This is a genomic window from Marichromatium purpuratum 984, assembly GCF_000224005.2.
Lineage (GTDB): Bacteria > Pseudomonadota > Gammaproteobacteria > Chromatiales > Chromatiaceae > Marichromatium > Marichromatium purpuratum.
This window is the reverse complement of record NZ_CP007031.1, coordinates 3,366,131-3,383,699: the sequence shown is the minus strand read 5'-3', so window position 1 is coordinate 3,383,699 and position 17,569 is coordinate 3,366,131. Positions and strand designations below refer to the sequence as shown.

At 66.4% G+C, this 17,569-nt stretch carries 14 protein-coding genes and 1 pseudogene; 8 read left to right on the top strand and 7 right to left on the bottom strand.

The annotated features are described in order from the left end of the window. Window positions 1-44: 44 nt before the first annotated feature. Window positions 45-845 (bottom strand): DUF1295 domain-containing protein, encoded by an 801-nt coding sequence (locus MARPU_RS14680; RefSeq protein WP_005223991.1) that lies wholly within the window; start codon window positions 843-845, stop codon window positions 45-47. Next, window positions 838-1,422, bottom strand: a complete 585-nt coding sequence (locus tag MARPU_RS14675) for a DUF2878 domain-containing protein (RefSeq protein WP_005223992.1) — start codon at window positions 1,420-1,422, stop codon at window positions 838-840. The genes MARPU_RS14680 and MARPU_RS14675 overlap by 8 nt, the downstream gene beginning before the upstream one ends. 167 nt (window positions 1,423-1,589) lie before the next feature. Here MARPU_RS14675 and MARPU_RS14670 point away from each other — a divergent pair, with 167 nt between their 5' ends. Continuing rightward, window positions 1,590-2,273: an OmpA family protein gene (locus tag MARPU_RS14670; protein ID WP_005223993.1), complete on the top strand. Its 684-nt coding sequence runs from the start codon at window positions 1,590-1,592 to the stop codon at window positions 2,271-2,273. Between the two features lie 24 nt (window positions 2,274-2,297). Here MARPU_RS14670 and cydX read toward each other — a convergent pair whose 3' ends face one another. The 5 genes and pseudogenes from cydX to MARPU_RS14640 all read right to left on the bottom strand — a co-directional run bounded on the left by cydX (window position 2,298) and on the right by MARPU_RS14640 (window position 7,367). Next, window positions 2,298-2,408: a cytochrome bd-I oxidase subunit CydX gene (cydX, locus tag MARPU_RS17345; RefSeq protein ID WP_005223994.1), complete on the bottom strand. Its 111-nt coding sequence runs from the start codon at window positions 2,406-2,408 to the stop codon at window positions 2,298-2,300. An 87-nt stretch (window positions 2,409-2,495) separates the two neighbouring features. Then, window positions 2,496-3,638, bottom strand: coding sequence for a cytochrome d ubiquinol oxidase subunit II (cydB, locus tag MARPU_RS14660; protein ID WP_005223995.1), 1,143 nt, complete (start codon window positions 3,636-3,638; stop codon window positions 2,496-2,498). 14 nt (window positions 3,639-3,652) lie between these two features. Next, window positions 3,653-5,257 (bottom strand): cytochrome ubiquinol oxidase subunit I, encoded by a 1,605-nt coding sequence (locus MARPU_RS14655; protein WP_005223996.1) that lies wholly within the window; start codon window positions 5,255-5,257, stop codon window positions 3,653-3,655. Window positions 5,258-6,047: 790 nt separating this feature from the next. Next, window positions 6,048-6,437, bottom strand: a pseudogene (locus MARPU_RS18190) (DUF6858 family protein); the annotation flags it as partial. Window positions 6,438-6,659: 222 nt separating this feature from the next. Continuing rightward, a complete protein-coding gene (locus MARPU_RS14640) occupies window positions 6,660-7,367 on the bottom strand; it encodes a Crp/Fnr family transcriptional regulator (protein WP_005223998.1) in 708 nt (235 codons plus the stop codon). A 209-nt stretch (window positions 7,368-7,576) separates the two neighbouring features. Between MARPU_RS14640 and MARPU_RS14635 the strand changes: the two genes are divergently transcribed. From MARPU_RS14635 to soeC, 7 genes are all read left to right on the top strand, one after another. Then, the gene (locus MARPU_RS14635; RefSeq protein ID WP_005223999.1) at window positions 7,577-9,481 is read left to right on the top strand and encodes an ATP-binding cassette domain-containing protein; all 1,905 of its coding nucleotides are present in this window, start codon (window positions 7,577-7,579) and stop codon (window positions 9,479-9,481) included. Between the two features lie 129 nt (window positions 9,482-9,610). Then, a complete protein-coding gene (locus MARPU_RS14630) occupies window positions 9,611-10,465 on the top strand; it encodes a hypothetical protein (protein WP_005224000.1) in 855 nt (284 codons plus the stop codon). Between the two features lie 23 nt (window positions 10,466-10,488). After that, complete coding sequence (metA, locus tag MARPU_RS14625) at window positions 10,489-11,583, top strand: homoserine O-succinyltransferase MetA (RefSeq protein ID WP_005224001.1); 1,095 nt, start codon at window positions 10,489-10,491, stop codon at window positions 11,581-11,583. 569 nt (window positions 11,584-12,152) lie between these two features. Next, window positions 12,153-12,422 carry a hypothetical protein gene (locus MARPU_RS14620; RefSeq protein ID WP_005224002.1) on the top strand — a complete coding sequence of 90 codons (270 nt, stop codon included), beginning with the start codon at window positions 12,153-12,155 and terminating at the stop codon, window positions 12,420-12,422. Between the two features lie 278 nt (window positions 12,423-12,700). Further along, the gene (gene soeA / locus MARPU_RS14615) at window positions 12,701-15,598 is read left to right on the top strand and encodes a sulfite dehydrogenase subunit SoeA (RefSeq protein WP_005224003.1); all 2,898 of its coding nucleotides are present in this window, start codon (window positions 12,701-12,703) and stop codon (window positions 15,596-15,598) included. Window positions 15,599-15,685: 87 nt separating this feature from the next. Next, complete coding sequence (gene soeB / locus MARPU_RS14610) at window positions 15,686-16,408, top strand: sulfite dehydrogenase subunit SoeB (protein WP_005224004.1); 723 nt, start codon at window positions 15,686-15,688, stop codon at window positions 16,406-16,408. A gap of 36 nt (window positions 16,409-16,444) precedes the next feature. Continuing rightward, a complete protein-coding gene (gene soeC, locus MARPU_RS14605) occupies window positions 16,445-17,419 on the top strand; it encodes a sulfite dehydrogenase subunit SoeC (protein ID WP_005224005.1) in 975 nt (324 codons plus the stop codon). Window positions 17,420-17,569 lie beyond the last annotated feature (150 nt).

The following is a 17,569-nucleotide window of genomic DNA, read 5'->3' as shown; positions in this document are numbered from 1 at the left end:
GTGGTGTATCCGCGGGGTTGGGGTGCGGTGCTCGGGTGCGGGCGTCAGCGCCCATCGCCGCCCCCAGCGGGTGCGCGGCGCGGTGGACCGGGGATGAAGGCATTGGTGCGCGCGACATAGTCGCGGTAGCCGGGACGACGCTCGCCGATGTCGCGCTCGAGCAGGGCGACGCCGGAGACGCGCAGCAGCAGGATCGTCATCAACAGCGGCGCGATCAGGGCCCACCAGGCCCCGGCGGCGAGGGCGAAGAGGTAGAAGGCCCACCAGATGCAGGCCTCGCCGAAATAGTTGGGGTGACGGCTGTAGCGCCACAGCCCGCGGTCCATCACCTGTCCGGCGTTCTCGGGGGCGGCCTTGAAGACGGCCAGCTGGCGGTCGGCCAGCGCCTCGAAGGCGAAGCCCAGGCACCACAGCGCCAGCGCCAGCGCGTCGAGCCAGCCGAGTGGGGCGGGTAGCGCCATGGCGCCGAGCAGCGGCAGCGAGATCACCCAGGCGAGGATCGCCTGCAGGCCGAACACCAGATAGAGACTCTTCCACCAGAACCCGGGGTCGTTGTCGGCGCGGATGGCCCGATAGCGCCGGTCCTCGCCCTGGCCCTGGTTGCGACGGCTGATGTGCAGGCTCAGTCGCACCGCCCACAGCGTCAGCAGCACGAAGACCAGCAGCGCACGCGGTCCGGTCTCGGGGATGAGCAGCATGTAGACCAGCCCCATCAGCAGGAAGAACAGTGACCACAGCGCGTCGACGATGCTGACGTCGCGCGCGATCACACTCGCCCCCCAGCCGCAGATGCCGAGCACCAGCGCGGCGGCCAACCCCGAACCATAGACGAAGAGATCAGGCATCGGCGCCCTCGCTGTTGATGGGTCCCTCGGGTGTGTCGCGCTCGGCGGCGGTGCGGGCGAAGCGCGCGGCGATTGCCAGACTCGCCGGCATCAGGAACGACCAGCCGCCGCCGAGCACCGCCAGTGCCACCACTGGGTCGGGAAAGTGCACGCCGCCGAGTTTGGCACCGGCGTAATAGGCCAGTGGCGCGCCCAGGGCGCCGATGGTGAAGGCCAGGTACCAGCGGCCCTGGAGCCAGGCGAGCGAGACGTTGAGGGTGGTGGCGAAGGCTACCCAGATAGCGATGATCCACACCGGGGCGAGCCAGGGCAGCAGCATCCCCGAGGGATAGACGAGAAAGCCGAAGCGTGCCAGCAGCCCGTCCCACAGCGCGCCCATGACCGCGATCAGCACCAGCAGCCGGGCCTCGCTGCCGCGTTCGGGCGTGGTCGTCAGGTGCAGTGCAGCAACCAGCGCCACCACGCCGACGCCGAGCCAGGGCAGTTGGTGCGCGCCGCCGAGCACGCAGGCGAACCAGCCGGCCTGGAAGGCGGCGAGGTTGATGAGGATGCGGGCGAGCGACGGGGTTGCTGACATGGACTGGACTCGATCTTGTGGGTTCGCGGAAACGAGACCGGCTTGAGCTTCAGGTGATGCCGGCCGGAAGGGTTACAAGGGGTGGTTGAGGCCCGTGCGTGTCGACGCTGCTATGATCTGCATCCCCGGCCGTATACGGCCGATCGTCGCAACACGCAGGAGTTTTGATGAAGCATACAGCGCTTACCAAGGGTACCGCGGCCGCCGCCGTGGTGGCGGTCCTGATCTCCGGCTGCGCCGCCGATGGCTCGGGGATGACCGAGACCGGCCAGGGGGCGGCGATCGGCACCGCCACGGGCGCCGCGGCCGGGGCGATCATCGGCTCGTTCAGCGGTAACGCCGGGCGCGGTGCGCTGATCGGCGCCGTCGGTGGCGCGCTCGCCGGCGGCATGGTCGGTGCCTACATGGAGGAGCAGCGGCGTGACTTTGAGCGCGCGCTGGCCGACGAGATCGCGCGCGGTGTGATCCGGGTGCAACTGCTGCCCGGCGATCAGCTGGTGGTGGGAATGACCGGTGCGACCAGCTTCGAGGTCGACTCCGATCGCATCAAGCCCGGTTTCTACAGCACCATGGACAAGATCGCGGCGATCGTGCGGCGCTACGGCAAGACCGAGTTGCGGGTCGCCGGTCACACCGACAGCACCGGCTCGGCGAGCTACAACCAGACGCTCTCGGAGCGTCGGGCCGTCGCCGTGGAGGGGTATCTGGAGCGTAGCGGCGTGATGCCGCAGCGTATCTTCGCGCGCGGTTATGGTCAGGACCGACCGATCGCGAGCAACGCGAGCGAGGCGGGACGCCGGCTCAACCGGCGGGTGGAGATCACCATCGTGCCGATCCAGGCGCGGGGCTGAACGCACCGCGCCCGGGCGGCGAGATCAGTCGTCGTCGGCCGGGCCGCGGAACTGCTCGGACTCGTACCACATCACGTTGATGACCCCGAAGGCGAGCGCGAGCAGCACGCCGAGGAGCCAGGAAAAGTACCACATGGATGCGATCCTCCCAGTATGACCCCGCCCGGCATCGGCGGGCGGGGTCGGCTGTAACGTGCGCGCGGTCGGACCGCGCGCGGTTGCTCAGTAGGCCAGGTGGTCCTGTGCCTCGATCTCCTCGACCGTTACCCGTCGCCACATCTTGGCGTAGGTCCAGGTGGTGTACATCAGGATCAGTGGGACGAAGATCACCGCTGCCCAGAACATCACCGTCAGGGTGAGGTGACTCGACACCGCGTCCCAGACGATCAGGCTGCTGTCGGGGTTGGTGCTCGAGGGCATGATGAAGGGGAACATCGCCGCCCCGGCGGTGACGATGATCCCGGTCAGTCCCAGACTGCTGGCGACCAGACCGAGCCCTGGTCGGTCACGCAGCGACAGCAGCACCGCCAACCCCAGTCCGGCGAACCCGAGCACCGGGAAGAGCAGCGTCCAGGGGTGAGTGCCATAGTTGGCCAGCCAGGCATAGGGGACGATCTCGACGTCCTTGGTCAGCGGATTGGGAGTGGCGTCGAGTGCCGGCATCGCGCTCACCCGATAGCCGTCGACTCCCAGCGTCAGCCACAGCCCGGCGAGGGCGAAGGCGATGATGGTGAACAGCCCGGCGAGCTTGACCATCCGTTTGGCGCGCCCGGCGATCGGCTCGGCGGTGCGCAGCTGCAGCCAGACCGCGCCGTGCATCACCAGCATCCCCAGGCTCACCAGCCCGGCGAGCAGGGCGAAGGGATTGAGCAGACCGAAGAAGCTGCCGGTGTAGTAGGGGCGCAGCAGGTTGTCGAGATGGAAGGGCACGCCCTGGAGCAGGTTGCCGAAGGCAATGCCGAACACCAGCGCTGGGACCGCGCCGCCGATGAACAACCCCCAGTCCCAGGCGTTGCGCCAGTGGGGGTTGGCGATCTTGCTGCGGTAGTCGAAGCCGACCGGGCGGAAGAACAACGCGAACAGCGCCAGCAGCATGGCGAAGTAGAACCCCGAGAAGGCGGTCGCATAGACCAGCGGCCAGGCGGCGAAGATCGCGCCGCCGGCGGTGATCAGCCACACCTGATTGCCGTCCCAGTGCGGGCCGACGGTGTTGATGATCACTCGCCGCTCGCTGTCGTTCTTGCCGAGAAAGGGCAGCAGGGCGCCGACGCCCATGTCCATGCCGTCGGTGACGGCAAAGCCGATGAACAGCACCCCGACCAGCACCCACCAGATGAATTTCAGGACTTCGTAATCGAGAATCATGTCTGATCTCCGTCTCAGTCGCTCTGTTTCTGCGGGGCGGTGGCCGGCGTCATGCCCGCGCTCGGGCTGGCAAGACGTTCGTGGTGATAGCGCCCGGTGTGCAGCGAACTCGGGCCGAGTCGCGCGAACTTGAACATCAGATACATCTCGATCATGAACAGCAGGGTGTAGAACAGGATGAAGCCGGTGAGGCTGATCACCAGGTCGTTGACCGTCAGGCTGGAGGCGGCGATGCTGGTCGGCAGCACCTCACCGATGGCCCAGGGCTGACGGCCGAACTCGGCGACGAACCAGCCGGTCTCGGCGGCGATCCAGGGCACCGGGATGCTGTAGAGGAACAGGCGCAGCAACCAGCGCTTTTCCTGGATCACCCGCTTGGCGTTGTAGTAGAAGCCGAGCGCCAGCAGCAACAGCATCCACACCCCGGCGGCGACCATGACGCGGAAGGTCCAGAACAGCGGCGCGACCTCGGGGATCGAGTCCTTGACCGCGAGCTGGATCTGCTCCTCGGTGGCCTCGGCGGGGTTGTCGGTATAGGGCTTGAGCAGCAGCCCGTAGCCGAGATCGTCCTTGTGCTCCTCGAATACCGCGCGGTTGGCCGGAGTGTCCTCGCCGCCACGCAGTCGCTCGAGGTAGTCGTAGGCGATCATGCCGCTGCGGATGCGCACCTCGTGCTCGTGCATCAGATCCTTGAGCCCCTCGACCTCCTGGTCGAGCGAGCGGGTGGCGATCAGCCCGAGCAGCCAGGGGATTTTCACCGCGTCGTGCGTCTCCTCGTCCTCGTTACTCGGTCGACCGTAGAGGGTGAAGGCCGCCGGAGCCTCCTCGGTGTGCCATTCGGCCTCGATCGCCGCGAGCTTGACCTTCTGCACGTCGCCGACCTCGTAGCCCGACTCGTCACCGAGCAGGATCACCGACAGGATCGAGGCCAGGCCGAAGCCGACCGCGACCGAGAACGAGCGCTTGGCGAAGGCCAGGTCACGGCCTTTGAGCATGTACCAGGCGCTGATCCCGAGCACGAACATCGAGGCGGTGACATAACCGGCGGCGACGGTGTGCACGAACTTGACCTGGGCGACTGGATTGAAGACCACCTCCATGAAGCTGGTCATCTCCATGCGCATGGTCTCGTAGCTGAACTCAGCTCCCACCGGGTGCTGCATCCAGCCGTTGGCGATGAGGATCCACAGCGCCGAGAGGTTGGAGCCGAGCGCGGTGAGGAAGGTCACGGTCAGGTGCTGGCGCTTGGAGAGCCGCTCCCAGCCGAGGAAGAACAGGCCGATGAAGGTCGACTCGAGGAAGAAGGCCATCAGCCCCTCGATCGCCAGCGGTGCGCCGAAGACGTCGCCGACATAGTGGCTGTAATAGGCCCAGTTGGTCCCGAACTGGAACTCCATGGTCAGACCGGTGGTGACACCGAGGGCGAAGTTGATACCGAACAACTTGCCCCAGAACTTGGTCATGTCGCGATAGATCTCGCGACCGGTCATCACATAGACGCTCTCCATGATCACCAGGATCCAGGACAGACCCAGGGTCAGGGGGACGAACAGGAAGTGATACATCGCGGTGCTGGCGAACTGCCACCGCGAGAGTTCGATCATGGTACTGTCGAGCATAGGCGGGTCTCCAGAGGGAGCCGAAACATAGGGTGAAGCGACGACGTCGCTGCGCTGGATCAATGACGTGCCACCCTGATGGCGGCGGTGGCGCGTAAAATCCAGCCCGGGGGCGCCTGAGGCCACAGGTTAGTGCGCGGAATATGCGAGAGGAATGACCTGCGGCAAGATCGGTGGGCAGGCGGAGGTCAGCCGTCGGCTGCTTCAGTGGGGGCGGAGCGCCCCATCAGGGTGTGTCCGAGGCTGTGCCTGGGCTTCTTCAAGTGTTTGTTTCGGAAAGACTTGTCGGCAAGGCTAGAGCCTTGCCGATGAGGCCGAACCTGTCAGGTTGGAGGGCTAATCGGCGCTCTTCCCCACGTTTTCTTCGTGGGATTGGCGCCGCTCGCTGAGGGACGGCGGCGCGGTCGGTTCAGTGCTCGTGCGGGCGTGCAGCCGGGAGCAGTTTGCCGGCGGCGAGCATGGTTGCGGCCTCGAACGGATCGGTGGCGCTGGTGGTGTGTACCACTACACCTTGTCGCGACATGCGCTGCACGAACCCCTGACCGGCGCCCTGGGTGAGCAGCGCATCGAGCCCGAGCATGAACAGTGGGTGGTCGTCGCCGTGGTAGTCGTGCAGCGACATGCCCGCGGGCAGATCGAGCCGCTCGATCTCGGTGGCGCCCTCGGCACCGGCCTCGAGGATGAGGAAGCGACGGGTCTTGCCGGCGTGTCCGGTGATGGTGCGGAAGTTCTGGCTGGTGACGGCGATGCGCATGGCACGGCTCCGGTTGCTGGTCGTTGGCAGGGGATGTCTGTCGCAGAGACCGCAGGCCCAGTCCTCCATCGCGGCGTTGACCACCGGCATCGGGGCTTCCATGAAGGTGATGACGAAGCCGGACTCGGTCTCGGCGATGCCGATCGAGCGGGGACGCAGCGCCAGCACCTGAACGTCCGGCAACGAGATGCCGAAGCAGAAGATCAGGTTCTTGGCCGCGAGGATGCCCTCGCCGACGTGGCCCTCGGGCAGCGCGCTGGTGTGGGCGTGGTGATCGAACTCGGCGATGAAGCGCGCCGAGTCGTAGCGCTCGATACAGGCGCGGAAGTAGTCGCAGATGGCTTCGACCGAGTCGTAGCTGGTCTCTTCGCGACCGATCTCGAGACAATAGACCGGATACCGTTCCTGGTACAGGCTCTGTTTCATGCGCTCAAAAACTCCGTCGGTGATCGCGCGCGTGTCTGGCCCTGCCTCCTTGCGCGTCCGCCGGCGGGCGGCTGGTCTCCTCTATCCCTTGGGAGTCGAGACCTCGGGCCGCGAGAGCGGAAGCTGGTGGGTGTGGCGCTCGGCTTCCAGAGCGGGGAGGGTAGGGCGCGGCCCCCGAGGGGGCATTGAAATCGGTCAACCGCGTGGCATGGCGGACTCGGCTCAGTCCTCGGCGATGCGGCGCAGGTTGGGGATATCGAGCAGGAAGGTGTTGGGCGCGGTCTCGACCAGCAGGCTCTGACGCTTGAACTCGGCGATGGTGCGACTGGCCGTCTCGGTGGTGACACCGAGCATGGCGCCCATATCCTCGCGGCTGAACAGCTGGCATTCGCTGGTCTGGCGGTCGCGCACCAGCCGCAGCAGCAGGCGCGAGACGCGCTGTCGGGCCGATCCGGTCGAGAGTTCGGTGAGCCAGGCGTCGGCCTCGCTCAGGGCGTGTTGCCAGCGCGCCATCAGCTCGCGGTGCAGTGCCGGGTTCTCGATCCCCAGCTCGCGCACCGCGCGCGCCGGGAAGCGGCAGACCTCGGTCGGTTGCAGGGCGACGGCATCGTGGTGGTAGCTCTCCTCGAGCAGCGCCTCGAGCCCGAGCACGTCGGTGGTGCGCACGATGCGTACGATGCGTTGGCTGCCGTCGGGGAGGTACTGCACCAGCTTGAGCGCCCCGCTGCGGACCGTGAACATGAACCCGGCGGCGTCGCCGGCCTGATAGAGGGCGGTGCCTGGTTTCAGCGTGAACTGGTCGATCGGGTCGTGGATGCGCTCGAAGTCCGTCTCCTCGAGCCCGGCGAACAGCACCGAGGCTCGCAGCGAGCAGTTCAGGCAGTTTGCCTCTCCGGACCAGGCATCCCGAAGTGTGACGCTCTTCACCATCGGATCGGTATCAACTCCAGGGTGGCGCGCGGGTCGCGCGTGCGAATCAGGGACTGAGAGTGTACCCCGTTTTCGTCTCGTGGGCGCAGCCACCCACCCAGGGTGGCGGCGGTGTCGGCTGTTGCGCGCCTTGGCCGCCCTCTCTAACCTCGGGGATCTTCGATCGGCCGTGCCGACGCTCTTTTCCCGCAATCGCATCAGGATACCCGATGAGCCTACTCAGTCTCGATGATGTTTCCCTCTCCTATGGTCTGCCGCCGTTGCTCGACGGTGTCTCCTTCACCATCGAGCGGGGCGAGCGCGTCTGTCTCATCGGTCGTAACGGCGCCGGCAAGTCGACGCTGATGCGGATCGTCGCCGGCGAGGTCCAGCCCGATGGCGGCCAGCGCCGGGTGGGGCAGGGGATGCGTATCGCCAAGCTCGATCAGGAGTTGCCGGTCGGTCATGAGGCGAGCGTGTTCGAGGTCGTCGCCGGTGGACTCGGCGAACTCGGCGAGCTGGTGCGCGAGTATTTCACCTGCTCGCACGCCCTCGGCGCCGATGCCGGCGAGGACGAGCTGGCGCGGCTGGCGCGGCTGCAGCAGCGGCTCGACGACGAGGGCGGCTGGGAGATCGAACAGCGCACCGAGCGAGTGATCTCGCGCCTCGGGCTGGACCCGCAGGCACGCTTCGAGGCGCTCTCCGGCGGTCAGCAACGCCGCGTGCTGCTCGCCCGTGCCCTGGTCACCGAGCCCGATCTGCTGCTGCTCGACGAGCCGACCAACCATCTCGACATCGACTCGATCGACTGGCTCGAGTCCTTCCTCGTCGACTTCCAGGGGGCGCTGCTGTTCATCACCCATGATCGCCGCTTCCTGCAGCGGCTCGCCACCCGCATCCTCGAACTCGATCGCGGCAAGCTCACCGACTGGCCGGGCGACTACGCCAACTATCTGCGCCGGCGCGAGGAGCGGCTCCACGCCGAGGCCCAGGCCGCCGCCCAGTTCGATCGCCGGCTCGCCGAGGAAGAGCGCTGGATCCGTCAGGGCATCAAGGCCCGGCGCACCCGCAACGAGGGCCGGGTGCGCGCGCTCGAGGCGATGCGCGAGGCGCGCCGGGCGCGGCGCGAGCAGCAGGGGCAGGCGCGGATCCGCGTCGACGCCGGCGAGCGCTCGGGCAAGCTGGTGGTGGAGGCCGAGGGGCTTGCCCACACCTGGGGCGAGAAGACGGTGATCCGCGACTTCTCCACCCTGATCCTGCGCGGCGACAAGGTCGGGGTGATCGGTCCCAACGGTGCCGGCAAGAGCACCCTGCTCAAGCTGCTGCTCGGCGCGCTCGAACCGCAGCAGGGGCGGGTGCGGCTCGGGACCAATCTGGAGGTTGCCTATTTCGATCAGCTGCGCGCCCAGCTCGACCCCGAGCGCAGCGTCCAGGACAACGTCGCCGAGGGCAGCGACCAGATCGAGGTCGAGGGCCGCAGCCTGCACGTGCTCTCCTATCTCAAGGACTTCCTGTTCACCCCGGAGCGGGCGCGCCAGCCGGTCAAGGCGCTCTCCGGCGGCGAGCGCAATCGCCTGCTGCTGGCCAAGCTGTTCACCCGACCGGCCAACCTGCTGGTGCTCGACGAGCCGACCAACGATCTCGACGCCGAGACCCTGGAGCTGCTCGATGAGCTGCTGGTGAACTTCCAGGGCACCCTGCTGCTGGTCAGCCACGACCGCGCGCTGCTCGACAACGTGGTCACCAGCACCCTGGTGTTCGAGGGTGATGGGCGGATCGGTGAGTATGTCGGCGGTTATACCGACTGGCAGCGTCAGCAGGCGCGTCGCGAGGCCGAGGCGGCCGCCGCCGAGCGCGAACGCGCCCGCCCGGCCAAGACGGCGCCGGCGCCGCGGCCCAAGCGCGAGGGCGGTAAGCTCGGCTACAAGGAGACCCGCGAGCTGGCCGAGTTGCCGGCGCGGATCGAGTCGCTCGAGCAGGCCCAGGCCGAGCTGCACGCGCGCATGGCCGATCCCGCGTTCTATCGCGAGGCGGGCGAGGCGGTGGCGACGACGCGTGCCGAACTTGAGGCGGTGGAGCGCGAGCTGGAGCAGGCCTTCGTGCGCTGGGAGGCGCTCGAGGCGCGGCGTGGTTGACGCCGACGCTGGTCAGCGCTGGACGGACTGACTACCATCGGGTGCAGATCCCGGTCGCCGCCGCCGGGCGCGGGGCTCGCCTCGCCGGCGCGCGGTGATCGTCCATCGCAGCATCCAGGAGCATTGTCCTTGAAGTTCACGGTCGAAGAATTCCGCGCTTGGCCCCACAAGTGCGTCACCCTGCTCGGCATGTCCGGTGTCGGCAAGACCCATCTGTCGGCGATGCTGCGCCGTCAGGACTGGTTCCACTATTCCGGCGACTACCGCATCGGCACCCGTTATCTCGACGAGCCGATCCTCGATCTGGTCAAGGCGCATGCGATGCGCGATCCCTTCTTGCGCGAGCTGCTGCGGCGCGACTGGATTTCGATGCGCAACAACATCAAGGTCACCGACCTGGGGCCGGTGATGAGCTTCGTCGGCAAGCTCGGCAACCCCGAGCGCGGCGGGCTCGGACTCGAGGAGTTCAGCCGCCGTCAGGCGCTCTATCGTCAGGCCGAGATCGCCGCCATGCTCGACCTGCCCGAGTTCGTACGCAAGGCGCAGGACATCTACAACTATCCCCATCTGGTCAACGATGTCGGCGGCAGCCTGTGCGAACTCGACGAGCCGCGAGTGATCGATCTCCTGGCCGCGCACAGCCTGATCCTCTATATCCGTGTCCCCGAGGTCGACGAGATCAAGCTGATCGAGCGCGCCCAGGCCGATCCCAAGCCGCTCTATTATCGTCCCGACTTCCTCCGCGAGGCGGTCTCCGACTATCTCGCCGAGCGCGGTCTCGACTATGTCGCCGAGATCGAACCCGATGACTTCACCCGCTGGGTGTTCCCGCGTCTGTTCCACTCGCGGGTACCGCGCTACGAGGCCATCGCTCGTCCTCACGGCTATACGGTCTCCTCGGAGGACGTTGCCCAGGTGCGTGACGAGCAAGACTTTCTGCAGTTGGTCGAATCGGCGATCGCCGCCCAGGCGGTGGCCGCCTGATCGAGAGGAGCACTGAGACGTCCATGCCCATCGTCGCCCACAACGATCTGCCCACCTTCAGCCGGTTGCGCGAGGAGGGGCAGACCATCCTCGAGCCCAATCGCGCGTTGCAGCAGGACATCCGCGAGCTGCACATCGGGTTGTTGAACATGATGCCGGACCCGGCGCTGGCGGCCACCGAGCGGCAGTTCTTCCGGCTGATCGGTCAGAGCAACCAGATCGCCCAGTTCTACATCCACCCCTTCACCCTCGACGGGCTCAAGCGTAGCGACGAGGCCCGCGCCTATATCGAGCGCTATTACGAGTCGTTCGACACCATTCGCGCCGAGGGGCTGGATGCGCTGATCATCACCGGCGCCAACGTCACCGGCCCGGAGCTGGCCGACGAGCCGTTCTGGGCGCCGTTGATCGAGGTGGTGGAATGGGCCAGTGAGTACGTCTGTTCGACCCTGTTCTCCTGTCTGGCGACCCATGCGGTGCTGCAGTTCGCCTATGGCCAGCGTCGTCGGCGCCTGATGGAGAAGCGCTGGGGGGTCTATCCGCACCGGGTGTTCGATCGCTCCCATCCCCTGGTGAGCAACGTCAACACCTGTTTCGACGTGCCGCACTCGCGCTACAACGAGGTCTCGCGCGCCCAGTTCGAGGCCGCCGGCCTGCACGTGCTCGCCGAGAGCGCGGCCGGGGTGCACCTGGCGGTGAGCGCCGATGGGCTGCGTCAGGTCTTCTTCCAGGGCCACCCGGAGTACGACACCATCTCGCTGCTCAAGGAGTACAAGCGTGAGGTGCGTCTGTTCTTCGCCGGTCAGCGCGCGGAATATCCGCCCTTCCCCGAGGCCTACTTCGGGCTGCAGGCGCGGGCCATCCTCGACGAGTATCGCGCTCGGGTGGTCGCGGCGCAGGCACGGGGGGATGCGCTGCCGCCCTTCCCCGAGGCGCGGATCGTCGCCGGACTCGACAACACCTGGCACGACACCGCCGAGGGCGTGCTCGGCAACTGGATGGGCCTGATCTATCAGGTCACCAACAGCGATCGCAAGCTTCCCTTCATGCCGCATATCGACCCGCGCGACCCGCTGGCCCTGAGCTGGCGTCGCGATGAGGCGGTGCATCCAAGCTGATCCCGCTCCGCGTTCGGCGCCACCGGCGCCGCGCCGGAGTCGTCGTATTCGTATCGTGTGCGATGTGCGTGAAGCCTCTCATCGTCGCTTCTTGCGCGCTCCAGCACCTCATTCATCCTGTTTCCCCTGGCCGGGATCGCGCGCCATGACTGGCGATGGTCGAGATGGGATGTTTTCAAGTCGCTGTTTTGATTGGACCATCGCCAGTCCGAACAGCCCCGTCCGGTGCACCCCCGTCTCTCGTACACTGCGTCTTGTTGCGCTAAGGTTACACAAAAGGTCTTCGTGTTGTGAAAAATCCACGATCGTCACAGGGCGATTGCCTGGATGGAACCTGTATCGGGTTTTGTGAAGACAGCATCAGTTTCCAGCTTTATGGACATTTCGACTCGATTGTGCTTGTTGGCTGTTGCTTTTTTGTACTAGACTGAAAGTGTGAGATAGCGTTGATGATGCAACCCGGATGGTTTGTTGCTTATTTGCATCATTCCTGTTCCCAGTTGGCCACAGGTACCGCGTCTCCCCTCGATCGCCCGCCCCTCAAATGCTCAACCGGACCAGGCCCGACAATGTTTGACGAAACTGAAAACAGCATCCGTTACAAGTGGAATCCACGCACCCAGACCGGCTACAAGCTGCGCTTCGATGCCGAGGGTGCCGCCAAGGGTGGTCACTGCTGCTATCACGTCGAAGACTGGAATTGCCACACCGTCACCAACGAGTGGCCGTGCGAGAACCTCGACGAGGCGCTGCAGGTGCTCAACCACTTCTTCTCGCTCGACCTCGAGCGCGAGCGTGAGCGACTCAGCTCCTGGCTGCCTCGCTACAACGCCGCCTGATCATGACCTGATGCCTGCCGGCGACGCATGGATGCGTCGCCGCCCCTTGCGGACGCCTGCGGCGTCCGTTTTCGTTCCCGCTTCCCGCTTCCCGCTTCCCGCTTCCCGCTGGTCCGTCTGCTTGTCCTGCGTTGGTCACCATGGTGGTATTCATTTGTATAAATAAAATGAATAGGCCAATCATTTAATAAGCTTTTTCATCGGCATCTTTGGGTTTGAAAGATAGACGACTGCAATATTAGAATGCGGTAAAACAAATCATCCCCAAGGGTGTGCCGATGCAAGAAGCTCCCAGTCATTCGGATAGCGCGCTCGGTCAGGTCGAGATCAAGGAGACCACCTGCTATATGTGCGCCTGTCGCTGTGGCATTCGCGTGCATCTGCGTGACGGCGAGGTCCGCTATATCGATGGTAACCCGCGTCATCCGCTCAACAAGGGGGTGATCTGCGCCAAGGGCAGCTCGGGGATCATGAAGCAGTACTCGCCGGCGCGCCTGACCCGCCCGCTGCGGCGCAGGCCCGGGGCCGAGCGCGGCGAGAGCGCCTTCGAGGAGATCTCCTGGGACGAAGCGCTGGAGCTGCTCGAGACCCGGCTGCGCCGACTGCGCGCCGAGGACCCCAAGCGTTTCGCGCTGTTCACCGGGCGCGATCAGATGCAGGCGCTCACCGGGATGTTCGCCAAGCAGTTCGGCACCCCCAACTATGCCGCCCACGGTGGCTTCTGCTCGGTCAACATGGCCGCCGGGATGATCTACAGCATCGGTGGTTCGTTCTGGGAGTTCGGTGGCCCGGATCTCGATCGCGCCAAGCTGTTCGTGATGATCGGCACCGCCGAGGATCATCACTCCAATCCGCTCAAGATCGCGATCTCCGAATTCAAGCGGCGTGGCGGTCGATTCATCTCGATCAATCCCGTGCGTACCGGTTATTCGGCGATCGCCGATGAATGGGTGCCGATCCGTCCGGGAAGCGATGGCGCCTTGTTGCTCGCGATCAATCACGAGATCCTTGAGCGCGGGCTGTTCGATCGCGACTTCCTCATTCAATACACCAATGCCGCCGAACTGGTGGTGAGCGATGAGGCGCATGACGAGGCCGGTCTGTTCTATCGTATCGAGACCGATGCCGCCCCCGACTGTTTCGATCCCCAGGACCGGCTGTGGTGGGATCGCGCGAGCGATGCCGCGGTGCGCGCCCGCACCCCCGGCGTCGAGCCGCGGCTGCTCGGCGCCTATACCCTGGAGGACGGTACTGCGGTCACACCCGCCTTCCAGCTGCTCAAGGACCGACTTGCCGACTACACCCCGGAGTGGGCCGCCGAGGTCACCGGCATCCCCGCCGCGACCATCCGCCGGCTCGCCCACGAGATGGGCGTGACCGCGCGCGATCATCAGATCGAGCTGCCGATCCCCTGGACCGACTGCTGGGACCGCGAACACGCCTCGGTCACCGGCAATCCGGTGGCCTTCCACGCCATGCGCGGCATGGCCGCGCACTCCAACGGCTTCCAGGGCATCCGCGCGCTCGGCGTGCTGATGAGCCTGCTCGGCACCATCGACCGCCCCGGCGGCTTCCGTCACAAGGCGCCCTTCCCACGCCCGATCCCGCCCTGTCCCAAGCCGCCGAACGACCCCGCGGCGGTGCGCCCGGATACCCCGCTCGACGGTCTGCCGCTGGGCTGGCCGGCCGACCCGGACGATCTCTTCGTCGATGACGCGGGCGAGGCGGTGCGGCTCGACAAGGCCTTCTCATGGGAGTACCCGCTGGCGGTGCACGGGCTGATGCACAACGTCATCACCAACGCCTGGCGCGGCGACCCCTATCCGATCGACACCCTGGTGCTGTTCATGGCCAACATGGCCTGGAACTCGACGATGAACACCAGCGAGGTGCGACGGATGCTCGTCGACAAGGACGAGCAGGGCGACTATCGCATCCCCTTCCTGGTGGTCTGCGACACCTTCTCCTCCGAGACCGTCGCCTTCGCCGATCTGGTGCTGCCCGATACCAGCTATCTCGAGCGTCACGACGTGCTGTCGATGCTCGATCGGCCGATCTCCGAGTTCGACGGTCCGGTCGACGCGGTGCGGGTGCCGGTGCTGCCGCCCAAGGGCGAGTGTCGGCCCTTCCAGGACGTGCTCATCGAACTCGGCAGCCGGCTCGGGCTGCCGGCCTTCGTCGACGGCGAGGGACGGCGCAAGTACCGCGACTACCCCGACTTCATCGTCAACTACGAGACCTCGCCCGGCTCCGGCATCGGCTTCCTCGCCGGCTGGCGCGGCGCCGAGGGCGATCAGGTGCTCAAGGGCGCGCCCAACCCCGAGCAGTGGGAGCGCTATGTCGAACACGGCTGCGTCTTCCACCACCAGTTGCCGCCGAGCTACCAGTACATGCGCAACTGGAACAAGGGCTATCTGCACTGGGCGCGCGCCCACGGCATGATCCGCTATGCCGACCCGATCATCATCCACCTCTACTCCGAGGTGCTGCAGCGCTTCCGTCGCGCCGCCCAGGGCAAGGGCGAGGGACGGCGCCCGCCGCCGCGGCTACGCGAGCGCATCGCCACCTACTTCGATCCCTTGCCCTTCTACTACGCGCCGCTCGAGGACGGGCTGATCGATGCCGAGCGCTATCCGCTCAACGCCCTGACCCAGCGACCGATGGCGATGTATCACAGCTGGGACAGCCAGAACGCCTGGCTGCGTCAGATCCATAGCCACAACTATCTGTTCGTCAATCCACGGGTCGGCGCCGCCGAGGGCTTCGCCGACGGCGACTGGATCTGGGTGGAGTCGGCACACGGTCGGGTGCGCTGCATGTGTCGCTTCTCCGAGGCCGTCGAGCCCGGCACGGTGTGGACCTGGAACGCCATCGGCAAGGCCGCCGGGGCCTGGGGGTTGGCGGCCGATGCCGACGAGTCGCGCAAGGGCTTCCTGCTCAATCACCTGATCGCCGAGGAGCTGCCCGAGCACGCCGCCGGGGCGCACCTCTCCAACGCCGATCCGGTGACCGGCCAGGCGGCCTGGTTCGATCTGCGGGTGCGGGTCTACAAGGCCGACCCCAGGGAGCCTGCGATCACCGCGCCGCAGTTCGCGCCGATGCCGCGACTGCCCGGTCAGGAGCCGGGGCGTGGCCGCTGGCAGGCCTATGTGGCCGGCATCTTCTCCAAGAAATGAGCCCCCGGCGACTGCATCGCGAGTGCCGGCGTCTGCGCCACGCCGTCTCGCCGATCACTGACCGTTGGTGGCAGGAGGCCCTCTGACATGACCCAACTCGCCCTCGTCATCGATCTCAACGTCTGCGTCGGTTGTCATGCCTGTGTCACCTCCTGCAAGGAGTGGAACACCTCGGGCGCGGCCGGTCCCCTGGTCGACGAGCATCCCTACGACGGCTCGCCTAGCGGTACCTTCTTCAACCGTGTCCAGACCTTCGAGGTCGGCACCTTCCCCGACACCGAGACCGTCCACTTCCCCAAGAGCTGTCTGCACTGCGAGGATCCGCCCTGCGTGCCGGTCTGTCCCACCGGTGCTTCCTACAAGCGTGCCGACAACGGCGTGGTGCTGGTCGACTACGACAAGTGCATCGGCTGCAAGTACTGCTCCTGGGCCTGCCCCTATGGCGCGCGCGAACTCGACGCCCAGGAGCGGGTGATGAAGAAGTGCACCCTGTGCATCGACCGCATCACCGACGACAGCCTCCCCGAACGTGACCGTCAGCCGGCCTGCGTGCTCGCCTGCCCGACCAGCGCACGACTGTTCGGTGATGTCCACGATCCCGACTCCGAGGTCTCGGTGGCGATCCGCGAGCGCGGCGGTTATGCGCTGATGGCCGAGTGGGGCACCAAGCCCGCCAACCACTATCTGCCACGCCACAAGACCCGGATGCACATCGCTCCCGAGGACCTCGAGCGGGTCGACAACCCGCTGCGTCGCGAGGACCTCACCGACTACACCGGCGAGGAGTCCGTCGACGACGTGGCCTGGTAAGAGCCGTTCCCGTCCACCGCAACCAGGAAGCCGCCCATGCATCCCGCCTTCTCCGTGATCCTGCTGACCACCCTGATCGGCGCCGGCCAGGGGCTGTTCCTGGCGATGTTCACCGGACAGCTCTATGCCATCGCCCACTTCTTGCCGCTGCAGACCTCGGACTTCTACGCCAGCGGCAGCCTGCTCGCGCTGTCGCTGCTGCTCGGCGGGCTGGCCGCTTCCTTCTTCCATCTCGGTCGTCCCGAGCGCGCCTGGCGCGCGGCGAGCTGCTGGCGCACCTCGTGGCTCTCGCGCGAGGTGATCGTGCTGCCACTGACCATGGGACTGGTCGCGGCCTATGCGCTGACCCACCTGTTGGGCTGGACCGCGCCCTGGTTCCGGGTCGGCGCCCTGGCCGTCGACCTGTCGTTGGTCCTCGGCGTGCTCGGCACCTTGGCGAGTCTGGCGCTGTTCGTCTGCACCGCGATGGTCTATGCCGCGGTACGCTTCCTTGAGGAGTGGCACTCGCCGCTGACGGTGACCAACTTCCTGCTGCTCGGTACCGCCTCGGGCTTCATGCTGGCGGCGGCCTATTCGGCCTGGCTCGGCAACCCGCTGGTCGGCTTCTTCGGCACCTGGGCGGTGATTCTCACCCTCGCGGCCGCGCTCTCGCGTAGTGCTCACCTGCTGCGCAACGCCCGGCTCGAGCCTCGCAGCACGGTGCAGAGCGCCATCGGGGTACGTCACAGCGCCTTGCTGCAGAAGGCCCAGGGCGCCACCGGCGGCAGCTTCAACACCCGCGAATTCTTCCACGGGCGCAGCGCGCGGACCCTGCGCTGGGTGCGGGCCTTCTTCCTCGTGACCGTGTTCCCGCTGCCGGTGGTGTTGATCGCCCTGGCCCATGCCGAGGCCTCGAGCCCCTTGGCGCTGACCGCCTTCGTCGTCCAGTTCGTCGGCCTGATGGCCGAACGTTGGTACTTCTTCGCCGAGGCCCGCCACCCGCAGAACCTCTACTATCAATCGGTGGCCTGACCCCCTCGGTCATCGGCCGCTGTCACGGCTGAGACGAATATCCGCCATGTGTCACCCTTGGCGCTGCGCTGGCGCGTTTGCTCGATTGAAGCCCTGGGCAAGTCGGCGTCTGCATCGCTGACCGGCCCTGACCCTATTCGAGGCGACGGC